The organism is Fimbriimonas sp. LA-C6 (assembly GCF_055398105.1).
Window position 1 is genome coordinate 1393823 of the sequence record NZ_AP038796.1, and the last position, 18187, is coordinate 1412009.

General features: G+C 56.0%; 14 protein-coding genes. 5 read left to right on the forward strand and 9 right to left on the reverse strand.

Going from position 1 to position 18187, the window contains the following annotated elements; genetic code table 11:
* Positions 1-34: 34 nt before the first annotated feature.
* Both ACZ51B_RS06575 and ACZ51B_RS06580 read right to left on the reverse strand, forming a co-directional pair.
* On the reverse strand, positions 35-1240 hold the full coding sequence (locus ACZ51B_RS06575) for a glycine C-acetyltransferase (protein WP_464297173.1): 1206 nt from the start codon (positions 1238-1240) through the stop codon (positions 35-37).
* A gap of 125 nt (positions 1241-1365) precedes the next feature.
* Positions 1366-4065 (reverse strand): tetratricopeptide repeat protein, encoded by a 2700-nt coding sequence (locus tag ACZ51B_RS06580; protein WP_464296438.1) that lies wholly within the window; start codon positions 4063-4065, stop codon positions 1366-1368.
* 388 nt (positions 4066-4453) lie between these two features.
* Here ACZ51B_RS06580 and ACZ51B_RS06585 point away from each other — a divergent pair, with 388 nt between their 5' ends.
* On the forward strand, positions 4454-5443 hold the full coding sequence (locus ACZ51B_RS06585) for an IS110 family RNA-guided transposase (protein WP_464293997.1): 990 nt from the start codon (positions 4454-4456) through the stop codon (positions 5441-5443).
* A gap of 585 nt (positions 5444-6028) precedes the next feature.
* Here the strand turns inward: ACZ51B_RS06585 and ACZ51B_RS06590 are convergent.
* From ACZ51B_RS06590 to ACZ51B_RS06600, 3 genes are all read right to left on the reverse strand, one after another.
* Positions 6029-6220, reverse strand: a complete 192-nt coding sequence (locus tag ACZ51B_RS06590; protein WP_464296439.1) for a hypothetical protein — start codon at positions 6218-6220, stop codon at positions 6029-6031.
* Positions 6221-6282: 62 nt separating this feature from the next.
* Entirely contained in the window at positions 6283-6729 is a 447-nt protein-coding gene (locus ACZ51B_RS06595; protein WP_464296440.1) for a hypothetical protein, read from the reverse strand.
* A 238-nt stretch (positions 6730-6967) separates the two neighbouring features.
* The gene (locus tag ACZ51B_RS06600; protein WP_464296441.1) at positions 6968-9316 is read right to left on the reverse strand and encodes an alpha-L-rhamnosidase-related protein; all 2349 of its coding nucleotides are present in this window, start codon (positions 9314-9316) and stop codon (positions 6968-6970) included.
* 66 nt (positions 9317-9382) lie between these two features.
* On the opposite strand from ACZ51B_RS06600, the gene ACZ51B_RS06605 reads away from it, so the two are divergent.
* The gene (locus ACZ51B_RS06605) at positions 9383-11902 is read left to right on the forward strand and encodes a glycoside hydrolase family 2 protein (RefSeq protein WP_464296442.1); all 2520 of its coding nucleotides are present in this window, start codon (positions 9383-9385) and stop codon (positions 11900-11902) included.
* Positions 11903-11989: 87 nt separating this feature from the next.
* Here ACZ51B_RS06605 and ACZ51B_RS06610 read toward each other — a convergent pair whose 3' ends face one another.
* From ACZ51B_RS06610 to ACZ51B_RS06620, 3 genes are all read right to left on the reverse strand, one after another.
* Positions 11990-12259 carry a hypothetical protein gene (locus tag ACZ51B_RS06610; protein WP_464296443.1) on the reverse strand — a complete coding sequence of 90 codons (270 nt, stop codon included), beginning with the start codon at positions 12257-12259 and terminating at the stop codon, positions 11990-11992.
* Between the two features lie 150 nt (positions 12260-12409).
* Positions 12410-12640, reverse strand: coding sequence for a hypothetical protein (locus tag ACZ51B_RS06615; RefSeq protein ID WP_464296444.1), 231 nt, complete (start codon positions 12638-12640; stop codon positions 12410-12412).
* A 71-nt stretch (positions 12641-12711) separates the two neighbouring features.
* Positions 12712-13590 (reverse strand): prepilin-type N-terminal cleavage/methylation domain-containing protein, encoded by an 879-nt coding sequence (locus ACZ51B_RS06620; protein WP_464296445.1) that lies wholly within the window; start codon positions 13588-13590, stop codon positions 12712-12714.
* A gap of 255 nt (positions 13591-13845) precedes the next feature.
* Between ACZ51B_RS06620 and cysC the strand changes: the two genes are divergently transcribed.
* From cysC to ACZ51B_RS06635, 3 genes are all read left to right on the forward strand, one after another.
* Positions 13846-14490 carry an adenylyl-sulfate kinase gene (gene cysC, locus ACZ51B_RS06625; RefSeq protein WP_464296446.1) on the forward strand — a complete coding sequence of 215 codons (645 nt, stop codon included), beginning with the start codon at positions 13846-13848 and terminating at the stop codon, positions 14488-14490.
* On the forward strand, positions 14487-15698 hold the full coding sequence (locus tag ACZ51B_RS06630; RefSeq protein ID WP_464296447.1) for an FAD/NAD(P)-binding protein: 1212 nt from the start codon (positions 14487-14489) through the stop codon (positions 15696-15698). Before cysC ends, ACZ51B_RS06630 begins: the two co-directional genes overlap by 4 nt.
* Before the next feature lie 150 nt (positions 15699-15848).
* A complete protein-coding gene (locus ACZ51B_RS06635) occupies positions 15849-17015 on the forward strand; it encodes a LacI family DNA-binding transcriptional regulator (protein ID WP_464296448.1) in 1167 nt (388 codons plus the stop codon).
* On the opposite strand, the gene ACZ51B_RS06640 is transcribed toward ACZ51B_RS06635, so the two are convergent.
* The gene (locus ACZ51B_RS06640) at positions 17012-18184 is read right to left on the reverse strand and encodes an RNA polymerase sigma factor (RefSeq protein WP_464296449.1); all 1173 of its coding nucleotides are present in this window, start codon (positions 18182-18184) and stop codon (positions 17012-17014) included. The two genes, ACZ51B_RS06635 and ACZ51B_RS06640, sit on opposite strands and share 4 nt — an antisense overlap.
* Positions 18185-18187: the final 3 nt, after the last annotated feature.

Sequence of the window (18187 nt, forward strand, 5' to 3'; positions counted from 1 at the left end):
TTGGGGTGGGTTTGGGTAACCCACCCTTGGTTGGCTAGACGGTGAGTTTGAGGCCTAGTTTGTCTCGGACTTTGATGAAGGCTTTGAGGGCGAAGTCTAGGTCTTCTTGGGTGTGGGCGGCGCTGGGCATGGTGCGGATTCGGGCTTTGCCTCGGCCTACTGTTGGGAAGACGATGGCTAGGGCGTAGACGCCTTCGTCCCAGAGTGCGCGCTCCATGGCTTGGGCTTCGCCTTCGTCGCCTACGTAGACGGGGGTGATGGGGGTTTCGCTGCCCATGGTGTCGAAGCCGGCTTCGGCTAGGGCGTTTTTCCACCACTTGGTGTTGTCCCAGAGTCGCTGCATGGGTTCTGGGTCGTTCTCCATCACGTCTAGGGAGGCGATGAGTGCTGCGGCGACCATTGGGGGGTGGGCGGTGCTGAAGAGGTAGGGGCGGCCTCGGTTGATCAGCCAGTCTTTGAGGGCGGAGGAGCCGGCGATGTAGCCGCCGATGACTCCGAGTGCCTTGCTGAGGGTGCCTAGTTGGATATCGACTCGGCCGTAGAGTCCGAAGTGGGAGGCGGTGCCTGCGCCGTTTTTACCTAGGACGCCGCTGGCGTGGGCGTCGTCGACCATGACGAAGGCGTTGTACTTCTCGGCTAGTTCGACGATGTCTACGAGGGGAGCGATGTCGCCGTCCATGCTGAAGACGCCGTCGGTGATGATCATGCGCTTCTCGAAGGACTGGGTGTTTTGGAGGATCTTCTCCAGCGCTTCCATGTCTTTGTGGGGGAACACGTAGCCTTCGGACTTCTTGTATTTGGCGGGGCTGAGTCGGACGCCGTCGATGATGCTGGCGTGGTTCAGTTCGTCGCTGATGATGACGTCTTTATCGGTGACGACGGCTGGGATGGTTCCAGAGTTGGCTGTGAATCCGCCGGTGAAAACGAGTACGGATTCGGTCTTTTTGAACTTTGCAAGCCGCTGCTCTAGCTCTTCGTGGATGGCCATGGTTCCGCCGATCCAGCGGACTGCTCCGGCGCCTACGCCCCACTCTTCGACTGCTTTGAGGGCCGCTTCTTTCACCTTCGGATGGTTTGCAAGCCCAAGGTAGTTGTTGCTGGAGAGGTTTACTACCTCTTTGCCGTTCATGTGGACCCGGCCACCGGCTGGGGTTTCCAGAATCTTGGGCACCTTGTACAGGTTCTGATCTTTGAGCACCTGAATCTGAGACTCAAGGAACGATTGCAGACTTGCGTTCATGCCAGAAAGTGTACTCAGGTCGGCATAAACGCGGCTAAAACGCTGTGGATCGTGAAGGTGGATGGCGGGTGGGGACGTATTTTCGGTGTCGGCGGGGTGGGGTTGGGCTAAGGATGTGAGGTCGGCTAGAGCATGGCGCGCCATTGGTTGATCTGGGACAGGACCTTTGGTGCGTTGGGGTCTTCGATCTGGGTAAGGATTGTGTGGGACTGTTCGGCTCGGGTAATTGCCTGCTGGATCTGTCCCCGCTGATACTCGGTGCTGGAGATATTGAATAGGGTATAAGCTTCTCCCCTGATGTCTCCTGTCTGCCTTTTGGTCAATAGTGATTGCTCGTAGAGTTCAATGGCCTTGTGCACTTCTCCGAGGTTGGAAAAAGCAGTGCCTAGGTTGTTCAAGGTTTGTCCTTCTCCCCTGCCATCTCCTGTCTGTCTATTGATAACAAGTGCTTGCTCATAGAATTCAATGGCCTTGTGCACTTCTCCGAGGTTGGAAAAAGCAGTGCCTAGGTTGTTCAAGGTTTGTCCTTGTCCCCTGCCATCTCCTGTCTGTCTAAAAATAGCTAGAGCTTGCTCGTAGAAGTCAATAGCGTTGTCCACCTCCACAAGGTCTCTGTAAGCACTTCCCAGGTTGGTCAGCGTATTCCCCTCTGTCCTGACGTCTCCTGTCTGTCTATTGATAACAAGTGCTTGCTCATAGAATTCAATGGCCTTGTGCACCTCCCCAAGGTCGGAATAGGCATTTCCTAGGTTGCCCAAGGTATTCCCCTCCCCCTTAATGTCTCCTGTCTGTCTATTGATAGCGAGTGCTTGCTCGTAGAATCCAATAGCTTTGCGCACGTCCCCAAGGTGGGAAAAAGCACTTCCCAGGTTGTTCAAGGTTTGTCCTTCTCCCCTGACATCTCCTGACTGTCTATTGATAACAAGTGCTTGCTCATAGAAGTCAATGGCCTTGTGCACTTCCCCCAGATCGGAATAAGCACCTCCTAGGTTGTTTAGAACGCTCGCCTCGTTTGCCAAGTCGTTGTGTCGGTGCGTAGCGGCGAGAGCTGGACCGAGCCACAGGATTTGTTCCCGAGCGTGGAGTAACAAGTGGAGAAGGTGACTTGCCATTAGCGCGAATTTGACGATCAAGAGTGCGATTTTGTCATGCGAAAGCTGGTGTTCAGCACTCCAAGATTGAGCTGCGGTGATGTTGTGTTGTTCTTGCCGGAACAGCTCAATTCCTGCAAAGATCTTTTCATGTCCTTGATTGTAGAGTTGCCCCGCGAGTTCTAACACGGCAACATAGTGCTCTGCATGACGGTGGTGGGTTTGAAATCTTGATGGTTCGTCCAGGCTCTTGCTGAATACTCGGACTAGGTCGTGGAGGCGGTATCGGTGGGTGTCTTCATCGAAAAGCACCAGGCTGCGGCGTTCGAGTTCTTGGAGGAGTTGGTTGTTTGGGTCTTCGCAGATGGCCGCTTCGGCATTGCCGGCGAAGGTTCCTGGGAAGACTGAGAGTTTTCGGAAGAGGAGTTGGTGGGGCTCATCGAGGCCCTGGTAGCTGAGGTTTAGGGTTGCGGCGATGCCGATGGGGACGCCTCTTTTGAGCAGTTCTAAACGACGGGTTTCGTCTTGGAGTTGGGCTTTATAGGCTTCTGGGGTCAGGCTCTTGGTGACTTCCAGGTGGCTTCCGGCTGCTCTGACTGCGAGTGGCAAATGGCCGCATAGTTTGCAGATTTGGGCGGCTGTCTCGCTGGGGAACTGTTTTCTTTTGGCGAGATTGGTTAACAGTTCGACCGCCTGTTCCTGGCTTAAGACCCGTAGCTCGAAGGAGTTCAGCCCTGCGAGATGCTCTCGCGACGTCACGATCACCGCCGAGCCTGGGGGCGGTAGGAGGCCCTGGACCTGTTTTTCATCCTTTGCGTTGTCCAATAGGATCAGGGTTCGGTTCTTGCTGAGGGTGGTGATGTATTCCTGCTTGAGTTTGTCCGGATCCTCGGGGAGTTTGAGGACATGGCCTGGGTGGAGTGAGGTGATGCACTCTATCATGGCGGCTTCGGCTGATTTGGGGGTGTCGCTTACGCCTTGCATGTCGATGAGCAGATGGGCGTCGGGGTACTCCTCGTACAGTTCCTTTGCCACTTGCAGGGCCAGGTCGGTTTTGCCGATTCCGCCCATGCCGTGGACGCCGCTGATGCAGACCTGCCCTCCGCCTTTGAGGTTTGCCACTAGGGTCTTGATTTCGTTTTCTCGCCCTACGAAGCCGGGGAGTGCGGGGCGCATTTGGTTGATTTTAGGTGTGCGCGGGGTGGGTTTGGCGTTGGGGTCGAGCGGGGGGAGTCGGAGGTTGCCGAGCGGCCTGGGGGCGCTGAGATTGTGCCCTGTGAGTCTGAAGTACAGCTTATCGTAGTCTGCGTTGCCTTCGAGGTTGTAGTAAGCGTAGCCGCGTAGGGGCGAGGGGATATGTGGGCCCGCGTCTGAATGAGTTGCGAAACCGATGGGGATGAATTTGTCCTGGTTTCCTTGGGAGGCATAGAGTTCGTTGGCGATGCAGCCGCCTTCCCAGGTGACGCCTAGGCCTTTGCCTGGGGCTTCGTTGGCTCGGAACCTTCGGTGGTAGGTGTCGGTGCAGACGACGAGCACGTATCGGCTTTGCTCTACCACGTCTAGCATCCAGCGTGGCCAGCCCTTGGTAGGTGGAACGGACTCGAAGTCCTGGTCGATGACGCATTCGACGCCTTCTTCGCGAAGTCTGTCGGCAAGTTCTCGGACCCGAACTCGGTAATCGACGCCCGAGTCGTTGTGTGCGTAGCTAATAAAGACTCGGACGGGGTTACTCATTGCTGGGACTTAGTATGCGGGATGAGTACCGAAGATGCCAATGGGGTTCGTGTTATGGAGGGGATTGGGTACCAGGGCGGCGCGCCCCGTTCGGGGCTGGGGGAGTTTTGGTTTGTGAGTGGGGGCGTTCTGCGACTCCTTTGGAGTCGTGGGATATGGGGGTGGGCTTTCCAGGGGTCTTCGACGCCCTGGCTTGTAAGTTAGAGTTGGTTGGCAGGTCCCGAACGGTTGATACGCATGCCCTGGCTAGAGGCATTGTCCTCGTTCGTTAGATCGCGTTCGTTCGGGCCTCCCCCGGTCCTCGTACAGCATCTTGATATCCTTGCTCGATTTCACAAGCTTGAGGCGACGGGGTGGACCCTGCTTTCCAGTTTAGCGGAGAAAGAACATGAATCAAGATTGGGTTGTAGGAGTTGATGTTTCCAAAGGTTGGTTAGATGTATGTGCTTTAAGCGTTGAAGGAGAGATTAAAGAGCGGCGTTTTGACAACAATCCTGGCGGCATTGAACAGATTCTCAAATTCATAAGAGCCTTGAAGCAGGTTACGTGTGTTGGCATGGAATCAACAGGTGGATATGAGTTCAACCTTGCATGCGCAGTTCATGAGGCAGAGTTTAAGGTCAGTGTTGAGAATCCCCGCCGCATTAGAGACTTTGCAAGAGCGATGGGAAAGCTCAACAAGACAGACAGAGCTGATGCTAAGGCGATTGCGGAGTACCTGATACGGGTTGGAGGTTCCAAGTGGCACCTGGCGGATGTCAAGGTTCGACATCTATGCGTTTTGAACCGGCAGCGAGACTTTCTCCTGGAAGATCTCCAAAGGTGCAGTAGCCGTTTGTTACACAAAGAGCGCTTCCCAGACATCGCTGTTCGGCAGCTAGAAGAGCAGGTCGCTTTGCTGAACATACAGCTCAAAGAGCTTGAACAAGCTCAGCTTGATCTCGTTGAGAATAGTGAGTCTTTGAAGCAGGATATGCAGGCTCTGACAGCCATCTGTGGCGTTGCGACCACCACCGCTCTTCTCGTCCTTTCTGAAGCGGGAGATGTGGAGAACTACACTGATGCACAAAGCTACGCAGCTGCTGCAGGACTTAATCCATGCCGCAAAGAGTCTGGACTCATGAGAGGTAAGACAAGGCTCTCTAAGAAGGGCAATGCGCGTCTTAGGAAAGGTCTTTACTTTAGCGCCGCCGCTGCTGGGAGGCACCACGAGGTTATCAAGGCTTTTAGACAGCGACTACTTCAATCTGGAAAGACCAAGATGCAAGCTCTCATCGCTTGCATGCGCAAACTACTCATGATCTGCTACGGAGTTCTTAAGGCACTTAGACAGGGCAAAACACCCTATTACGGAGTGAAACCAGCCCTAACCACTTGACAAGTCAAGACAGCATCTATTTTCTGGCATCCCATTTGGGATGCTTCGGAGGGGAGCTATGGAGCGCACTTTCAGTGCTTGGGGGTGCTGTGGGTTGAGTACCAGGGCGGCGCGCCCCGTTCGGGGCTGGGGGAGTTTTGGTTTGTGAGTGGGGGCGTTCTGCGACTCCTTTGGAGTCGTGGGATTTGTCGGGTGGGCTTTCCAGGGGTCTTCGACGCACTGGCTATTTTCTGGCATCCCGTTTGGGATGCTTCGGAGGGGTTTGATTGGTTGTCGTGGGAGTGATGGAGCGCACTTTCAGCGCTTGGGGGTTGCTGTGGGTTGGGTACCAGGGCGGCGCGTTGCTTGCCCTTCGCTGGGACGGAGCGCCCCGTTCGGGGCTGCGGGAGTTTTGGTGTATTGGCGGTATGGCTCATTTTTGAGACCCGTGATTTGAGAGGTTGCTGGGTCGTCGATACCTTCGACATCGGCGAGTTACGTGAATTGTCCGAGGGTATGGCGCCCCACGGCTAATCTCTGGCATCCCGTTGGGGATGCTTCCGAGTTGAGTTTGGGAGGTTGTTGTGGGAGTGATGGACCGCACTTTCAGTGCTTGGGGGCGCTGTGGATTGGGTACCAGGGCGACGCTTTGCTTGCCCTTCGCTGGGACGGAGCGCCCCATTCGGGGCTGGGGGAGTTTGGTTTGTGAGTTGGGGCGTTCTGCGACTCCTTTGGAGTTGTGGGATTTGTCGGGTGAGCTATCCAGGGGTCTTCGACGCACTGGCTATTTTCTGGCATCCCGTTTGGGATGCTTTGGAAGTGAGTTTGATTGGTTGTCGTGGAGGTGATGGAGCGCACTTTCAGCGCTTGGTGTTGCTGTGTGTTGGGTACCAGGGCGGCGCGTTTGCTTGCCCTTCGCTCGAAGGGAGCGCCCCGTTCGGGGCTGGGGGAGTTTTGGTTTGTGAGTGGGGGCGTTCTGCGACTCCTTTGGAGTCGTGGGATATGGGGGTGGGCTTTCCAGGGGTCTTCGACGCCCTGGCTATTTTCTGGCATCCCGTTTGGGATGCTTCGGAGGGGTTTGATTGGTTGTCGTGGGAGTGATGGAGCGCACTTTCAGTGCATGGGGTTACGTGGGGGTTGGGTACCAGGGCGGCGCTTTGGCTCGTCCTTCGCTCGAAGGTAACGCTCCGTTCGGGGCTGAGGGAGTTTGGATCCGCAGGTAGGGCTATCTGCGACTCCTTTGGAGTCGTGGGATTTGTCGGGTGGGCTATCCAGGGGTCTTTGACACCCTGGCTATTTTCTGGCATCCCGTTTGGGATGCTTCGGAGTTGCGTTTGAGAGGTTGTTGTGGGAGTGATGGAGCGCACTTTCAGTGCTTTGTGTTGTGATGGTACTAGGTACCAGGGCGGCGCATTCGCTTGCCCTTCGCTCGAAGGGAGCGCCCCATTCGGGGCTGGGGAGTTGAGGGATGATCGGGATTATGCTAGTCGAGTTGCTGCCTGGGGGGCGTTGCAGATTATTGGTACGCTCGGCGTTGGCGGAGGGTTAGCGGTTGTACTTTGCCTTTTCGCCGATTTCGTAGCGCTGGCCTTGCCAGACGAGGACTCCTGATGGGCCGCTTATTGTGAATGAGTCTGGGTGGACTGAAAGGTGGATTGGGCCTCGGGGGGTGTGGGCTTGGAGGGTTAGGGATTGGATGTTGCCTAGTTGGGGTTGGATTTCGTAGGTTTTGTAGCCGGGTGTTAGGGGTTTTAGGCCTAGGATGCCTTGGTAGAGCATGACTAGCGGGGCCTGGGGGCAGTGGCTCATTAGGGAGCAGGTGTCGGGGGTTGCGGTCCAGGCTTCTTGTAGGGTGTTGTTTTCTTTTACTGACCTCAGGCCGTACCATTTGGTGCTGAGGTCGTCGATTACGGGTTGGATTCGGCCGGCTTTTGCTAGGGCCCAGTAGCGCCAGATTGCGTTGGCTGGGTAGCTGAGTCCTAGTTGTGGGGTGGGGTTGGCTAGGAGGTTGATGCTGGGGGTGGGGTCTTCTAGCATGTCGTACATGATCGCTGTGGCTAGGGATCGGTCGCACATGCGGGGTTCTTCTCCTTCGAAGCGGTTGTTGACCAGGGTTCGGAGGGTTGGGTCCCAGAACATTTCGATGGTGGCGGCTTGGATGAGTTCGCCGAGGGCGTCGAGGCGTTCGTGGGATGTGGGGTCGATTTCTTGGGCTAGGGGAGCTAGGGCGAAGCGGAGTGCGGCTGCGGCGTAGAGGTTGAAGGCTAGGCGTTTATGGCTCTGTTTTTGGTAGGCGTCGTGGTCCATCCAGAGGGCGTTTAGGCCGAGGTCTTCTACTGGAAGCATGCCATCGAACCTGAGGCTTCCTTCTAGGAAGTCGACGAAGCGCAGGAGTTTGGGCCAGTTGGCGCGGACTGGTTCGAGGTCTGCTGTGTGCATCCAATAGTGGTAGTGGTCGAAACAGAAGCCTACGCTGTGGTCGATGAGGGGACCCCATTCGGTGGCTCCGATGTTCTTTTGCCAGAGCCTCATAAGGCGGTCGGTGCCGGGCCAGGAGTCGGCGAAGACGCCGTCGTGAAGTTGTCCTTGGGCGTAGGTGCGGAGGTAGCGGGCGGGGAGTTTGGTTTCGCCGTGAGCTAGGTAGAGGGCGTGGAGTTGGTGTCCGCAGTCGCCCGAGTACTGCTGCCTCTCGCGGCCCATGCCGTCGACGATGGTTTCCTGGCAGCTATTTCGGAGGGTGTTTAGGCTGGCTTCGATGAGCTTTGATAGTTCTGGCTCGCTCGTGGAGATTTGTGCAGGTTGGGCGAAGGGGAGTTGGCGTTGGCGTAGGCCGACGTTGGAAACCTCGACCGTTCCTTCTGCGGCGTGGATGTGCAGTTGGATCCACTTGACGGCTTCGAAGTCGAAGGTCTCGAACTCGTTGAGGCCCTCGCGGCAGGTGAAGCGGCTCCAGGCGTAGAACTGGGTGTCTAGCCAGGGCTGATCCTCGGGGATGTGGGACTCGTGGACCATGAGCTCCACGATGGTTCCTGCGGGGGCTTGGATGGTGAAGAAGGGCCAGCCGATGGCTTCGTCTCCTAGGTCGAAGGTGAGGGCTATGGCTTCGCCTTTTGCGAGTTCGAAGCTCATTTGTGGTTCTACTGGTGACGCTACGAAGGAGTCTTTCACGCGAAAGTCGAACCAGTCGGCTGGGTCGCGGTTCCAGTGGATTTGATGCGCGTAGGCGGCGTTTCCGGCAGAGACCTGAGTCTCGTGCATCATCGGGATGGAGCGTTTGATGATGTCGCAGGGTTGGTTTTGGGTGCCCCAGGAGTCGTATAGGTAGTCGTGGTAGTAGCTTGCAAATGCAGGCTTGTCGCTTGCTAGATCTAGCTCCATGCAGGGCAGCCAACCTTCGGCGCTGAATCCGGTGGAGGACCAGCCGAATGGGTGTAGGCGGGCGTCGAACTGCTCTTGAAGCGCTCTTAGGAACGAGCGCTTTGGCAGGCCGGGGGCGTGTGCTCGATCTACCCAGCAGCTCCACGAACTATCCGTGCTGACTGGGGTTCCATCTAGGTCCAGTTGGACGATGAGGCCGGGTTTGCCGAAGGGCCATGAGCCGTCGCCGTGTCCGTAGAAAAGGACTTCTACGCCGATTACGTTTTCGCCGGCTTTCAGATAGGGTGTGAGGTCTAGCGGATCTGCTTCGGCGTGTCTTGGGTCGCAGGGGGCGGGGCCCCATTGGACTCGCTGGCCGTTGACAAATAAGCGGTACCGACTATCCGCCAAGATCCACCCCGTCGCTGTCTTTGGCACCTCGTTTAGCGTGATCACTTTCCGAAAAAGAACGAAGGTGTTCGGCAGTGTTCGCTGGGAGGGGAGCCAAATCCATTTTGCTGGGGAGAGATCTAACATGAGTTGTTCGTATATCTTGCCCCAGCACCTCTCTTGAACGCACTGGCACGAGCATAATAGGCACGTATGCTGCGCACGACGACCTTGCATTCAGGATGGCAGTTCATCCAAACCGACTTAGAAGGCAAGAAAGTCGGCATCTCTCGCACTGAGTGGTTGCCTGCTTCTGTTCCTGGTCATGTCCACCTCGATTTGATGGCTAATGGTGTCATCGGCGACCCATTTGTTCGCATGAACGAACTTGGATGCCAGTGGGTAGACGAGAAAGACTGGTCTTACAAAACCTCTTTCATCTGGCAACCTCATGCAGGACTACCCAAGAGGGTTCTCTGCTTTGAGGGACTGGATACTGTGTGTACCATTTACCTTAATGGCGACAAGGTAGCGGAGCACGACAACATGTTTGTGCCTTTAGAATTGGACGTTACTTCGCTGCTTCAAGAGGGTAATAACGACCTGCGCATCGACTTTCAATCTGCCGTGCGGGTAGGCAATGAGCGACGGGCGGAGTACTTCAAAGCGGAGGGTCTGCCGGAGACGACTTACGGGCTGGATGAGAAGTCGTTTGTGCGAAAAGCCCAGTACATGTATGGGTGGGACTGGGGTCCACGTCTGGTTTCGTGCGGTGTGTATCGGCCGGTGCGGTTGGTGGAGTATGCGGCCCGGCTTACGGAAGTTCATGTAGCTCAGGAGCACCATGAGGATGGGTCTGTCACGCTGAATATCGTCTCGCAGATTGATGGCGAGGGCATTGCTGTACACAGTATTTCGGGAGTGGATTCCAATGCTCCTTCGTTCTTCCGAGATGGTTTGGTGGTGCTTCCTAACCCGACTAAGTGGGTGCCACGGCACTCTTTGAACGACGACTTGGAAGAAGAGCCGCTCTTTACACTCCATACGTACGTGGTGTCGAAAGACCTCGCGGATGAGCTTTTGGATGATGACGACGATGATCTTACGGACATCGAAGAGTTTGATCTTGAGGGGCGGCTGTTTGACGAAGAGCACCAGCAGTTGGGTGTTTCTGAGATCAAGTTGCTGCGTGAGAAGGACGAGTTTGGCGAGTCGTTTGAGTTTGAGGTGAACGGTCGCAAGCTGTGGATTCGCGGCGCTAACTGGATTCCTGATCACTCTTTCCCCAGCATCGTCACCCGCGAGCGGTACCGTGAACAGCTTGAGAAGTGCCTTGATATGGGCTTTAACATGCTTCGCGTTTGGGGCGGTGGTCTGTATGAGACCGACGACTTTTACGACATTTGCGATGAGCTAGGGATTTTGGTTTGGCAAGATTTTCCGTTTGCTTGTGCTTACTACCCTGATAATGCGGAGTGGCAAGGGGTTATTGCTCGTGAGGCTGAGGTCAACATTAAACGGCTTCGCAACCGGCCTTGTCTCGCCTTGTGGTGCGGTAACAACGAGAATCATCAGCTGTGGAACGACAAGTGGGGTGGTGCGGAGTTTGCGCCTCCACGTTATTACGGGCTGCCGCTTTATCGGGACACGTTGCCTGGGGTTTTGGCGAAGCTTGATCCGACGCGGTCTTACATCCCTAGCTCGGGTATTGGGGCTACCACGGACACCGAAGAAGACATTGCCAATCGAGGTGGTTTTGGTGACCAGCATAACTGGGATGTGTGGCACGGTCGCGGCGACTGGCGTCACTACACGGATTCCACTGGGCGGTTCAGCAGTGAGTATGGGTTTGGTTCTTCCTGTCACACGTCGGTTTGGGAGACGGTGCTTGCGGCTGAGGATTGGGATAAGGGGTCGATTGTTGCTCGCTGGCACGACAAGACTGGCAAGGGGCACGAGACTTGGCAAGGGTTTGTGAAGCTCCACTATCCGGAGTCGGTTACGTTGGAAGATTGGGTGTATTACTCACAGCTCAATCAGCGTGATGCGCTTCGGTATGGAGTGGAGCATTATCGCCGGTCGGAGTTCTGCAAGGGCTCACTGATTTGGCAGGTTAACGACTGCTGGCCTGTTCAAAGTTGGGCGATTTTGGACTGCGAGGGGAACTATAAGGCTCTGGGTTATGAGTTGCGGCGGCTTTATGCTGACGCGACCTGCTCTATTGTTCGGGAGAACGACCTGGTGACCGTTTGGGCTATCAACGATGGTGAGTACGCGGTTGAGAGCGACGTTTCGCTAAAGGCGGTGCATGTGCAGACCGGTGAGGTTTTGCGCGAGTTCACGGGTGAGGCGAGCTTGGAGCCTGGTGAGCGCCGGGCTGTTTTGTCGGGTTCGATTAGCGGTTTGGCGGCGCCGGATGTGTTATTGGTGGCGTCGTGGGCGGATGATGAGACTTGGCAGTTGGTGAGCGAGCCGAAGCTGACTCGGTTTGGTGCGCCTGCGCCCCTTACGGTGTCTGTTTGTGAAGAGGGTCTGATTGTGGTGAAGACGGAGACTCCTTTGGTGGATCTTTTCCTTACGGACGAGGGTTCGGTGGCGAACTTGGTGGACAACTTTGTGACCCTCTCGGAGCCGTGTGTTTTTGAGCTACGGGTTCATTACACGCCTCGGAAGTTGGTGGCTCGGTCGTTGGCTGGGGAGCACCGGGTTGTTGTTACTCGGTCGCCTTTGTGAGGACGGGGTGGTTTCGTTCCCGCCTGACTTTTGTTTGAGGGCCGCGTTTTCCTGCGACTTGGGCTGATATGTGTTGTGTCGGTTGGGTTAGCGGGTTGTCTTGATGAAGAAGGGACGGTGATGGTTCTCGCCCAGGTGCTGCATTCGCAGCACCCCGCCCCAGCGCTTTTCTGGGTCAGCGCTTTGCTCCGGCCCGGGCTGATTTGAGTCATGCCGGTTGAGGCTTTTGAACGTGGGTTGTGGGGTTGGCTGCTTTGCACCGTCTTGTGGGAATGGGGGCCTTTGGCACCTTTTTGGGGTGCGGTTCTTGGTGGTGGCTTTCGGTGAGGCTTTGACGGCACCGCTACTTTCTGGCATCCCGTTTCGGATGCTTAGGAGGGATCGGGAGCGTGCCTTCAGCAATGTAGGCCTTGGGAGAGCCTGACGGCACGGCGTAAGCAAAGAACCCTAACCGTTCCTTCCTCTAAAACACCATGCCATCAAACAACGAGACAGCCCTGACGGAAATCACTGAATGTGGTTTCGCTCTTTAACCACTGCAATCCGCTTCGCTTTTTCGTCGGCCGTCAAAATCGGATCCGCCTCGATCTTCTTAATCCGATCCTCTGCAGAACCTTCGACACGGGCGTTGGCTCCGTTTGCGGGCTTCGAATTCTCCGGCACACTTTCCCCACATCCGACTAAGTACACGCAGGTCGCGCCCAAGAAAAACGCCGCAAATGCTTTTGAATACTTCACTAGCTACTTATCTCCATACTGAAAAAATGGGAGCAGATCGCTCTGCTCCCATCACTAACGAATCGACGATCTTAGAATGCGCTGCCGTAGCAGAGCGCATCCCACGAGTGGTAAGTCCAAGAGCCGTCAGACTTCTTGGGGTTGTTGTCCAGTAGGTGCGTCACCGTTGCATCGGCACCCGTAATGTTCGGCTGTGCAGGCGCGCCAGCGGCCATCTTACAGGCACCGGTCCAACCAAACTGGCTGTAAGTCATCGCAGACTTCTTCGCAAACTTGGTGTGACCATCTGCAAATCCGTAGTTGCCTCCACCGTGGTTCACGGCAGTCGTCGGGCCATCTGTGCCGTCTGGACAGGCACTATCCCAAGGCTTACCAATCACACCCGGACACGTGCCAGGCGAGTAACCCTGCCAGGATGGAACCGTAGGCGACACCTTCTGCTTTGCCGAAAGCTCGCTCATCAGAACCGTATTCGCAGGCTCAGGCATCGCAGTTGTAGACTTCGCCGCCACAATCGCGTTCATACCAGCGCTGCCGCAGAAGGTGGTGGGCTTACCGTCGTTGTTGAAACAACCCCAACCGTTGTTGCCATCCTGATCTGTAGCCACTGGGCAAAGGTAGATGCCATAGCTCTTGGTGTATGGGAATACGCCGCGTACCCAGTTGGTCGAAGCGGTTGGGTCCATCGCACCGTTCACGTAAGGCTGACCGTAGTAGGTCATTCCAGGGCTTCCACCCCGATCGAATGGGAACATGTCGTCGCTGTCGCCAGCGTACATGACGGCACCAAGTGAAACCTGCTTGTTGTTCGACAAGCAGGCCGTCTTCTTAGCGGCCGCCTTCGCCTGCGCGAAGACTGGGAAGAGAATCGCTGCGAGAATCGCAATGATTGCAATAACAACAAGTAGCTCAATAAGAGTAAAGGCACGAGATATATGTTTGGCTTTCATGACATTTCCGGGCTTCAAAACCCAAAGGTCGTTTGGTCCGTCAACGTCGACGCACCAAGGGATAGCTCCATGGAAAACACTGTACAGCGAAATAAACAATTAACAAAGCAGTGAGAATGATTTCTCTGTAAAAATGAACAATCAAACTTGATAATAGACAATAAATTGAAGTTCTTTGAACCAAGAACAGGTCTGCAGATGCAATAAACTCGCCCAATTGCAGAAACCCACCCTATAATGTCTTCAGAATGGACAATGCGAAATAGCTGCCAGACCTTAATAAACGGATCTCATTTGGCCATGGAGGAGTGGCCCGATGCCATTGCCCATGAAGACCAATTCCGGCGTCTTCAAGCCTTTAAGCAGCGCTCCCATCGCGACCCCAAGGTGTTCTGGCTGTTCGGCCTCAGCGGCGCGGGGAAAACGACCATCGCCACCGCCGTCGTCGAGAGACTGAGGGCCGCCCAAATCAATGTTTCGCACCTAGATGGCGACGTCTTGCGATCCGGACTCTGTCGCGGCCTCGGCTTCTCCGCAGAAGATCGTCTCGAAAATGTCCGACGCGCAGCAGAGGTGGCCAAACTCATGACCCAGCAGGGCAATGTCACGATCTGCTCCCTCATCACTCCACTCGAAGCTCACCGCGAACAAGCCAGGTCCATTCTTCAAGAGAGCTTTGTGGATGTCTATGTGCGTTGTGAACTTGAAGAGTGCATACGTCGTGACCCGAAAGGGCTCTACGCTAAGGCGCAGGCTGGCACAATCCCGTCCTTCACCGGAGTAGGCTCCCCCTACGAAGTTCCGAGCAGCCCTCAACTTACACTCGACACCCAAGCCAACGACCGAGAGAGCTGCATCAATCAGCTCATCCAATTCATCACGCAAGACGGTCCGCGGTGAAGACGGTTGCCATCATCGGAGGCGGATTCAGCGGTTCGATGCTCGCAGCGAACCTTCTTCTCCAACGCAATGAGCCTTTCAGAGTCCTGCTCTTCGAGCGCACCGGCGTCCTCGGTGCAGGTGTAGCCTACGCCACGAACGAACCCCAGCACCTTCTCAATGTCCCAGCCGCAAAGATGAGTGCTTTTCACAGCAGGCCAAACCACTTCGTGGACTGGCTCCTCAGCAGCGGAATCGACGTAGGAGACGGTTTTGTCGAGCGCAGCATCTACCGCCGCTACCTCCAAGACATCCTTCACAACGTTTCGCTCGCAACCATCTCGGAGTTCCAGGTAGTCACGGAAGAGGTTATCCAACTCGATGGCAATAGGCTAATAACCAGCAGTGAGAAGGAGTTCGAAGCAGACATAGTAGTCCTAGCTACTGGCCACCTCAAAAACTCCACCACGCCGCTTCACCAACTCCCCTGGCCTGAACAAGAAATCAAAAAAGCCACCCTCTATGGCTCCGGTCTTTCGGCCATGGATGCAGCAGCATCGATCTTCGCTCGCTATCCAAATGCGCGTATTACGTGCATCTCTAGACACGGATTCCTGCCTGAAACCTACGACCTAAACGCCAAGCCCTACCCACTGGACCCATCCGACGCTCCCACCACCGTTCGTGGACTAATGAGGTGGCTCCGCCAAGAAATCGCGTGCGCCGAAACGAAGGGCTTCACCTGGGCGTCCATATTCGACGCCATGAGACCTCACTGGGACCAAATCTGGAGCAAACTTCCACAAAGGGAGCGATGTCGATATGTCAACCACGTGCAAAGACACTTCGACCGATACCGCCACCGAATGCCACCCAGCACAGCGCACTTCCTCCGACCATTCCTCGCTTCGGGGGCTCTGTCCATCCAAAAAGGAAGCTCATTACACCACGAAACCGATGCAGATCTCACGATCAACTGCACCGGCCACTCAACGAGCTGGGAGTCCGCGAACGATCCACTCATTCGGGACCTCGTCACCACGGGCCGGGTGCGACTCAACCCACTCCACCTGGGCATAGAAGCAGATCAATGTGGGCGAGCAGGCGACAGGCTTTACACCCTAGGTCCGCCCCTTAGAGGATGCCGCTGGGAAACCACTGCGGTTCCAGATATCCGGGTCCAAATCGAAGTCGTAGCGAACTCCATCCTCAAGGATATTCACGGCTAGATCCCATGTTTTCTCTTGCAGCTATGCCATTTTGCCTACTTCCATGCACTTCTTTCGTAAACGAAATTGCGCTGCACTATACTGACGCGGTGCATTGTGCCGCGAGCCACTTCATTGGGCAGGAATTGAGCCATAGCAGCAGGAACCCGAATGCGTAAGAAAGTCTCGCCATCCGTCGACATGGTGCTCCAACGCGTGCGCGCTCGGATCGCCGATGGCACCTACGAGCCAGGCGAATTCTTCCCAGCGGAGCTGCAGCTAGCCAACGAACTCGGTGTCAGTCGAGGCACGGTTCGCGTCGCCATTGAAAGATTGGTCGAGACGGAAGAGCTGATTCGCCGCCAATACTCACGCCCCATCGTCGCACCCAAACCGAAAGCTCAACACAAAGGCGGCACCCAGGTACACGTCTGGATCACCCAAGCCATCGCCAATCGCGAAACCCTCTCCATCGTTAAGGGCATCTCCGAAGGACTCCTAGGTGCTCCCTACCAAATGATCGTCCGAGAGCCAAGCCACTACTTCAGCGAGCACATCAAGAACGACCAGCGCCGATTCCTCGAAGAGGTTCTCAAAAACGATGCCATCGCAGGAGCGATCCTCCAGAGAGACCCATTCGCCGACGACGATGACCTCGTCAAACAAGTGCTCGCCAGCGGGAAGCCCCTCGTCTTCGTCGATGTGACTCCCGTATCCGGAAACGTGGTCGACTTTGTCGGCACAGCAAACACAGCCGCCGCTGTGCGCTGTGTCAAATTCCTCATCGAACAGGGCCATCGTCGCATCGTCTGCGCCATCGACAGCGAAGTCCCCGGGACGCTCAGGCAACGACGCGAAGGGTACTGGCGTGCGCTCCGGGCAGCTGGTTTAGAGGCTTTCAGTTGCGAACTCATTGCAACCAACCTGATCGAACCTAATTCAAGTTCGGAAGATTCGCCGCGAGAAGCCACCCCAACAGCCTGGTACGACATCCTCGCCAAGTCCGTCGTGAAGAACATCATGGCCATGCAGCCACGCCCCACGGCCATCTTTGCAGGCTGCGACCATCTCGCCAAAAGGATCAGCCTCTGGCTCAACCACGAAGGACTTTGCGTCCCAGAAGACATGTCCATCGTAGGGTTCGACTGGCTTGGGAGATGGGAGAGCGACGCGGACGAGCTCACCACCGCATCCCAAGACTTCGAGGGCTTCGGACTCCACGCTGCCGAGCTCCTGCTCGACCGTCTCGCAGGCCAAGCCCCGGCCGTCGCACGGCAAGTCCTCCTAGACGCCCCCCTCATCATCCGCAACTCCACCGCCCGGCGTTACCTCAGCTAGCGGCTTAACGAAAACTGGTTCCGAAACGCGAAGGAGTTCGAACCCGCGCGGCGCACTTCCTCCCGCAGAATGATCGAACCACCGGATGAATCGAGCGTTAGGCGAACCTCACCCGCAACAGCCACAGAAACTCCCTCGAAAACAACCTTCCCACCGTCTGCCGATCGAACGCGATAGGCACCATCCAGTCGATGAGAGGACTTCTCACCGCCGTTACTAATCGCGAAACTGCCATCGCGGCGACCCTCAAACCGCGTCACATCAACCCGATCTGTCCCGCCATACCGAGCCGTCCACTGGAACGCAGCCGAATCCGTTTCGACCGTCACCGTCGTCGGAAACTTGATGCGCTTCTTCGAGGAATCGTCTGCGTACTCCAGGTCCCCCCGCCAAGTCCCAACAACAGATTGGAAAGCCGAACGAACCTTCGCAAGCTCCGTGGACCGCTGAACCTCCAACCCCACAAACCAGCTCGCGACCAGCCCCCCAAACACAATCCCACCCAGCAGAAGCGGTTTCGAAAGCAATGCAAAAGAACCCGCAGGAACTTGCAACCCGACTTCGGGAAGCTGTAACACTCCCACTGGTGCCGCCTCAGCTGCATGTTGTTCCATCAACACCAACAACATCAGAGCCGAGACAACAACGCCTCGTTTAGAAAGCTGTTTCCGCATCCGCTCAAGGGCACGATTCACCCGCATCCGCGCCGAGTTCTCAGAAACCCCCAGAGAAGATCCCACCTCGGCCAGGCTGAACTCATTAAAGAACCGCAGCAACAACACCTCGCGGTCTTGAGACGGCAAATCAGCAAGGGTCTCATTCAAGTGTGGCTCCAAATCCGACCATGCTTCAGTCTCGGCAGGCACCGAAAGTGCAGCCCTCTCACGGGCACGCATCCGTTGTTCTGTTCGCATCAAGTTCCTCGTGACAAGTCGGGCCGACTGGAAAAACCAACCAGCAAGCGAACGATGACGAACCAGACCACCCGCCTTCTGAATCAGGAGCAAAAACGTCGACTGAGCTGCGTCCTCAGCTAAGCCACGATCCCGACACTCGCGCAAGCAAATCGAAAACACGAGGTTCGCGTACCGCTTCTGCAACACCTCAAACGCAGAGTTGTCTCCAACCAAATACCGCCGGAGTAGTTCCGCATCGCTCTGACTCTCCATGCG

Excerpts from the sequence above, each read along its gene's own strand:
- cysC (WP_464296446.1), top strand. The coding sequence starts at position 13,846 with ATGCGAAATAGCTGCCAGACCTTAATAAACGGATCTCATTTGGCCATG.
- ACZ51B_RS06585 (WP_464293997.1), top strand. The coding sequence starts at position 4,454 with ATGAATCAAGATTGGGTTGTAGGAGTTGATGTTTCCAAAGGTTGGTTA.
- ACZ51B_RS06635 (WP_464296448.1), top strand. The coding sequence starts at position 15,849 with ATGCGTAAGAAAGTCTCGCCATCCGTCGACATGGTGCTCCAACGCGTG.
- ACZ51B_RS06590 (WP_464296439.1), bottom strand. The coding sequence starts at position 6,220 with ATGCCAGAAAATAGCCAGTGCGTCGAAGACCCCTGGATAGCTCACCCG.
- ACZ51B_RS06610 (WP_464296443.1), bottom strand. The coding sequence starts at position 12,259 with ATGCCAGAAAGTAGCGGTGCCGTCAAAGCCTCACCGAAAGCCACCACC.
- ACZ51B_RS06595 (WP_464296440.1), bottom strand. The coding sequence starts at position 6,729 with ATGCCAGAAAATAGCCAGGGTGTCAAAGACCCCTGGATAGCCCACCCG.
- ACZ51B_RS06640 (WP_464296449.1), bottom strand. The coding sequence starts at position 18,184 with ATGGAGAGTCAGAGCGATGCGGAACTACTCCGGCGGTATTTGGTTGGA.
- ACZ51B_RS06605 (WP_464296442.1), top strand. The coding sequence starts at position 9,383 with ATGCTGCGCACGACGACCTTGCATTCAGGATGGCAGTTCATCCAAACC.
- ACZ51B_RS06620 (WP_464296445.1), bottom strand. The coding sequence starts at position 13,590 with ATGAAAGCCAAACATATATCTCGTGCCTTTACTCTTATTGAGCTACTT.
- ACZ51B_RS06575 (WP_464297173.1), bottom strand. The coding sequence starts at position 1,240 with ATGAACGCAAGTCTGCAATCGTTCCTTGAGTCTCAGATTCAGGTGCTC.
- ACZ51B_RS06600 (WP_464296441.1), bottom strand. The coding sequence starts at position 9,316 with ATGTTAGATCTCTCCCCAGCAAAATGGATTTGGCTCCCCTCCCAGCGA.
- ACZ51B_RS06580 (WP_464296438.1), bottom strand. The coding sequence starts at position 4,065 with ATGAGTAACCCCGTCCGAGTCTTTATTAGCTACGCACACAACGACTCG.